The 5,650-nt window shown below is 66.5% G+C and carries 4 protein-coding genes; 2 read left to right on the top strand and 2 right to left on the bottom strand.

All coding sequences use genetic code 11. From position 1 onward, the window contains the following. Positions 1-103: 103 nt before the first annotated feature. Positions 104-1,447, top strand: coding sequence for an MFS transporter (locus VGE49_RS13170; RefSeq protein WP_331034995.1), 1,344 nt, complete (start codon positions 104-106; stop codon positions 1,445-1,447). Positions 1,448-1,671: 224 nt separating this feature from the next. Further along, positions 1,672-2,103, top strand: a complete 432-nt coding sequence (locus VGE49_RS13165; protein ID WP_331034994.1) for a hypothetical protein — start codon at positions 1,672-1,674, stop codon at positions 2,101-2,103. A 76-nt stretch (positions 2,104-2,179) separates the two neighbouring features. Here VGE49_RS13165 and VGE49_RS13160 read toward each other — a convergent pair whose 3' ends face one another. Beyond that, the gene (locus VGE49_RS13160) at positions 2,180-3,091 is read right to left on the bottom strand and encodes a hypothetical protein (protein ID WP_331034993.1); all 912 of its coding nucleotides are present in this window, start codon (positions 3,089-3,091) and stop codon (positions 2,180-2,182) included. Positions 3,092-3,096: 5 nt separating this feature from the next. Continuing rightward, a partial coding sequence (locus VGE49_RS13155; RefSeq protein WP_331034992.1) for a fimbria/pilus outer membrane usher protein occupies positions 3,097-5,650 on the bottom strand: 2,554 nt, incomplete at its 5' end.

The following is a 5,650-nucleotide window of genomic DNA, read 5'->3' as shown; positions in this document are numbered from 1 at the left end:
CGTCCTATCCCCCCCGACGCCGATCGGGAGCAAATGGCGGCTTTCGTCATTCTTACCATGTCGGCGCGCGTGTCGCGCCCGGGTCCAGGGAACGTCATCGGTCATGAACGCCACCAGCGGCGCGCCTTCTTCAGAGTCCCTCGAGCGGGACGCCAGCCAGATCAACGCGCGACACGGCAAAATCGACGCCGGAGAAATTGCGATCGGCGTCATCATCGGCCGAACGTCGGAATTCTTCGACTTCTTCGTCTATGCGATCGCCTCGGTCGTGGTCTTCCCGCAGCTGGTCTTCCCCTATGCGGGCCCGCTGGGCGGGACCCTGCTGTCCTTCGCGGTCTTCGCCGTGGCCTTCATCGCCCGTCCGTTCGGCACGGCCCTGTTCATCGCCATCGACCGGCGGTTCGGGCGCGGGACCAAGCTGACCATCGCCCTCTTCCTGCTGGGCCTGTCCACCGTCTGCCTGGGCTTCCTTCCCAGCTATGCCCAGGTCGGCCATTGGGCGGCGGTCGTACTGATCGCCCTGCGCATCGGCCAGGGCGTGGCCCTGGGCGGCGCCTGGGACGGCATGGCCTCGCTGCTGGCCGTCAGCGCGCCGGAGAACCGTCGCGGCTGGTACGCCATGGTGCCGCAACTGGGCGCGCCCTTCGGCCTGATCGTGGCCAGCGCCCTGTTCGCCTACTTCCTGACCAAGCTGACGGCCGCAGACTTCCTCGACTGGGGCTGGCGCTATCCCTTCTTCGTGGCCTTCGCCATCAACGTGGTGGCCCTGTTCGCCCGCCTGCGCATCGTGGTGACGCCCGCCTTCCAGGCCGCGTTCGAGACGCTGGAACTGCATCCCGCCCCCGTCACCAAGGCCGTGCGCGAAGAAGGCGGCGGCATCGTCATCGGCGCCTTCGCCCCCCTGGCCAGCTTCGCCATGTTCCACATGGTGACGGTGTTCCCGCTGTCCTGGGTCTTCCTCTACACGGAGGAATCGCCCGCCCGCTTCCTGATGATCGAACTGGTCGGCGCCGTTTTCGGCCTGGCCGCCATCCTGGCCTCGGGCTGGCTGGCCGACCGTTACGGCCGTCGCGCCCTGCTGGCCGTCACCGCCGCCGGCATCGCCGCCTTCTCCGGCTTCGCGCCGCAGATGCTGGACGGCGGCCCCGTCGGCGAACTGGCCTACATGATCCTGGGCTTCGTCCTGCTGGGCCTGTCGTTCGGCCAGGCCTCCGGTTCCATCGCATCCAGCTTCAGCCTGAAAAACCGCTACACCGCCTCGGCCCTGACCTCGGACCTGGCCTGGCTGTTCGGCGCCGGCTTCGCCCCGCTGGCGGCCCTGGCCCTGTCGGGCAAGTTCGGTCTGGTGGCGGGCGGCGGCTATCTGCTGTCGGGCGCCGTCTGCACCCTGCTGGCCCTGTGGCTGAACCGCGAACTGGGCCGCGGCCGGGCCGGCGCCAAGACCTGACGCCCCCATACAGGCTAACCCATCTTATCGGGGGCGCGATGCGGATCGCGCCCCCTTTTTCATGCGTTCCAGCCCCGACCATCCGCCGCGTCCGGGCGCTCTCAGGCCAACAAGGTTAGCGCCGGTTTACGATGGGACTTAAGCGCCCGCTAAGCCTGTCTGATCGCGTGAAGTTAAGAGCCGCCAAGTATCGTCCCATTGAAATCAAGGGTGATGAGGACGTCATGACCAAGCTGAAGTCGGCAAAACGCCGTACGTTTCTGGCGATCGCCGCGGGCCTGACCGCTATTCTGGCGCCGCAGATCGCCTCCGCCGGTCCGACGGCGGGACATTCCTATCGGCTGCGCGCCACCGTCCCGGTCGCCTGCTGGGTGCGTCCGACTGGAACCGTCATGGCTGAAACCGGCCGCATGGGTTCGGTCGTCGAAGCCTGCAACAGCCCCGGCGGCTTCACCGTTTCGGCCCAGTATCGCCCCCTGACGATTACTGAAAGAGCCCGCATCGTCTACGGCGAGCGTTCGCTGGACCTGTCCCGGACCGGCATTCAGGAACTGCGCCGTTCCAGCATGGCGACCATTCGCTCGGTCGACTATCGCTTCGACGAAGTGGCGTTGGAGCAGCCGCTGATCCTGGCCCTGACGATCCAGCCGATCTGATCGCCCCGCATCCGATCCGGAAATGAAAACGCCTCGCAGATCCTGCGGGGCGTCTTCGTTTCAACCTGGCGTCCGCCTAGAGGGCGGCGACCGTAAAGGTCAGGGTGTCGCGATAGGCGCCGGCGCGCTTGCCCGCCACATCGCCGATGCTGACCGCCAGCGGATAGCTGTCATTCCGGGCGCGCCGCGAAACCACTTCAAGCGTATCGACCTGCGCCAGATCCATGTTCTCGGCGCCCAGCGCCAGACGATAGTCGACGTACCAATTCGAGTTGGCGAGACGAAGCCGCCCACGATTGGCCGAGCTGACCGACACGCGATAGCCGCCCGTGCTCTTTACATAGAGCGAGGTGTTCAGGTCGCGTCGCCCCGACGACAGCTCGCCAAGATCGATGGTCGCCGTTCCTTGCGACCGTTGGAACTCGCCCTTCAGCCCCATCACCGCCGAGGCGGCGACCTCCACGCCCAGGGTGACAGGCCGTTCGGCCATCGGCTCGCCGTCCGACGCCAGGACCGAGAGATAGGCCGTCTGGGAATAGAAGCCGCGCGCCAGGTCGCCTTCCGGCGCCGCCGCCAGAGCGAAGCGGATCAGGCCGCGCTCGCCGGGCGCCAGACGCACCGGCTGGGCGCCGAAACGACGCGGTCCCTGCCCCGAACGCGGCGTCACGTCCGCGCCGCTGCGTTCGTCGATCAAGGCATAGGCCACGCGGTCCTGACCGCCGGCCTGCCGCATCCCGTAGGCTTCGCCATGCAGATCGACGCGCATGGAGCCGACGCAATCGGTCGTGCCCGTGTTGACGACGGCGACATCGTATCGTTGCTGCACCGCGTCATCCTCATAGGGATTGTAGCGCACGACCCACTGATCCTGAGCCGGCTCGATCGACAGGCTGCAGGCCGCGCTGGCCTGACCGACGCCCAGCGTCAGCGCCGCTGCGGTCGCCGCAGCGGCAGCCATCGTGGCCTTCAGAGCGAGGGGAGAGCTCATGGCTTTCATCCTTCCTGTTCGTCCGTGACGTCGATCGGCACCGTGACCGTCTCGAGGTTCAGCAGACCCTGGTTGTCGGCAGGCACCGTGAATTCGAAGCTCACCGCCGGATCGGTAAAGAGTTCAACACGATAGCGTTTGCCCGGCTCCAGCTTCTGGATCGCGAACCGCCCCACCGAGTTGGTGAAGAAGAGTTCGGGCGGTGCGTCCGGCTGGTCCGCCGGGCGCACTCGCCCTGAAACCAGGGCCAGAGGCTTGCCGCCGTTGCCTTGCATGCGGCCAAGCGCGCTGACGAAGGCGGCGCTGCCGACCTCGATGGCGTAGCCGCTCTTGTAGGTCGGACGGACGCGAAGGACGCCGTCGCCGATGTCGTAACCGAGCGGCGCGTCCATTACGTCGTAGCGGACCGACTGATTGACGTAGGAGCTCAACACATTGGACAGCGCCGGCCCCAGCACACCGCTGCGGGCGTTGAATCGGCCAGCCTGGAAATTGTCGCCGACGATGACCGAATGGTCGCCCAGGGTCTCGTGCGGATGGACGATGGCGAAGCTGTCGTAGATGTTCCGTCCGATCGCGACCTTGCGCCCGGTCGTGGCGATCGAGGTCCCCACCCGCAGCGTCGTCACTTGCTCGTCGGTGACGCTGCTGAAGTCGCGGCCAAAGGCGGCGTGGGTCAGGCTGGCGTCGAAACGGTTGGCGATATAGTCGACCTGACCCGACACGGTGCTGGGTCCGTCGTCATAGGTGGACGCCAGCGAATAGCCCAGGGCCCCCACGCGGTTCTCGGACGACTGCTGATACCGTACGCTGCCGTTGTTGCGCGCGGAACTGTATCGGGCTTCGGCGCGCCGGTCGTAGCGCGGCTGCCAGATCAGGGCGATCGTGGCCCCGACGGCGTCGCCGCGTGATCCGAAGCTGCTGCCGAAGTCGCTCAGTTCGGCCCCCAGCTGGACGCTCCACTGCGGGGTGAAACGGTAGGTGGTGGTGGCGGTGACGCTATAGGCGTCGTCCAGAACCGCGCTGCGGCTGACCCGATAGGAGGCGCTGACGTTGGCCAGCCAGTCCTCGTTGAACTGGTGCGAATAGGCGCCGGTGAAGATCCACGACGTCGGATTGTCTCCGAACGGATTGCCCAGGGTCGCGAAGTCCGCCGACGTGTAGTCGGCGACAACCGTCCAGCTGTCGTAGGTCTCGCCCAGATCCAGAACATGGTCGTAGCTCAGGGCGTAGGCGTAGCCCATGCCGCGATCGGCGTTGCTGATAGATGCGTCAAGGCGGGCCCGGGCGCCGTTCTTGAGGATCAGTTGGGACTGACCCGACAGGTTCTGGACATCCGCCGAGGCCTGGAAGCCTATCCCGATCGCCGGACGGTTTTCGAAGGCCTTGCGCCAGAAGCCCGTGAAGGCGATCTCGCCGCCCGAATAGTCGGGCGATCCGAAAATGCCCGCGTTGGTGACGCCCAGATAGGCGCCGTATTCATAGTCGCCGGGCTCCAGCTCGATGCTGTCGAGATAGGCGCTGTAGGAGACGGCCTGGCGGCGTCCTGAATCGTTCTGGATCTCCAGTTGGATATCATTGGACCCGGTCTCCAGCGGCAGGTTGGAGAGGTCGTACTGTCCCGGATCGAGACGGAATTCGCGCACGAAGACGCCATTGCGCAGGACGCGCACTGTCGAGGCTTCCTGCAGCACCAGTTGGCGGCCGCCGGACAGGATGTTGTTGCGGAAGGACTCGAACCTCTGGCGCTGGCGCGAGACGCCGACGCCGCCCATTTCGGCATAGCCCTGACGACCGCGCGTTTCGGGATCGAGATCGCCCAGATACCAACGCCGATACTCGCCCGGTTGATCATAGACGAACCGCGCATAGCGGCGCTCGACCTCGTATTCGCCGCTGAACAGGTCCTCGCGTCCCTGAACGTCCGCCTCGAACACCAGGTTCTTGTAGCGCACCGCGCCGTTCAGGAAGACGCTGGGGGTGGCGATGTCGCCGGTCGCCTGACGCCGCGAAACGGACAGGTTGGTGTTGAGATAGGCCGTGAAATCCTCGGGCGCCACGCCCGCCTCTTCCGGCCGACCGCCCTGGAACAGCGACTCGACGGTCCGCTTCGTCGGGTCGATGCGCAACACCAGAACCGCCAGTTGTTCGGGATCGTAGTCCAGTTGGATGCCGGTGGTGTTGATCTCTTCCGGCGCGAACGATTCCACGCCCTTCAGTCGATCCGCCAGCTCCGCCTGCGCCTCGGGCGTCAGCAACGGCTTGATCAGGGCCATGAACCCGGCGCTGTCGACGATGAAGCGATCGTCGCGCGTCAGCAGCACCGGCAGCTCGCCCAGCACGCGGCGGTTGAAGTTCAGCGGCACCGTCATGGCGATGTCGCGGTCGTAGGGGTTGATGTTCGGACGCGGCGCCTGCGCCGTCTGCGCGGCGGGCTCGGCCGTCGCCGAAACGGCGGCGGCGGGCGCCGCCTCCTGATCGATATCCGTCGCCGCAACCCCGGCGGCGGCGACGCCAGCGGGCGTCGCCGTCACGGCCATGATCAGGGCGATGCTCGAC

Origin of the sequence: Brevundimonas sp., assembly GCF_036405315.1 — a bacterium.
Taxonomy (GTDB): domain Bacteria; phylum Pseudomonadota; class Alphaproteobacteria; order Caulobacterales; family Caulobacteraceae; genus Brevundimonas.
The sequence above is the reverse complement of the archived record's forward strand: the minus strand, read 5'-3'. Positions and strand labels throughout refer to the sequence as shown.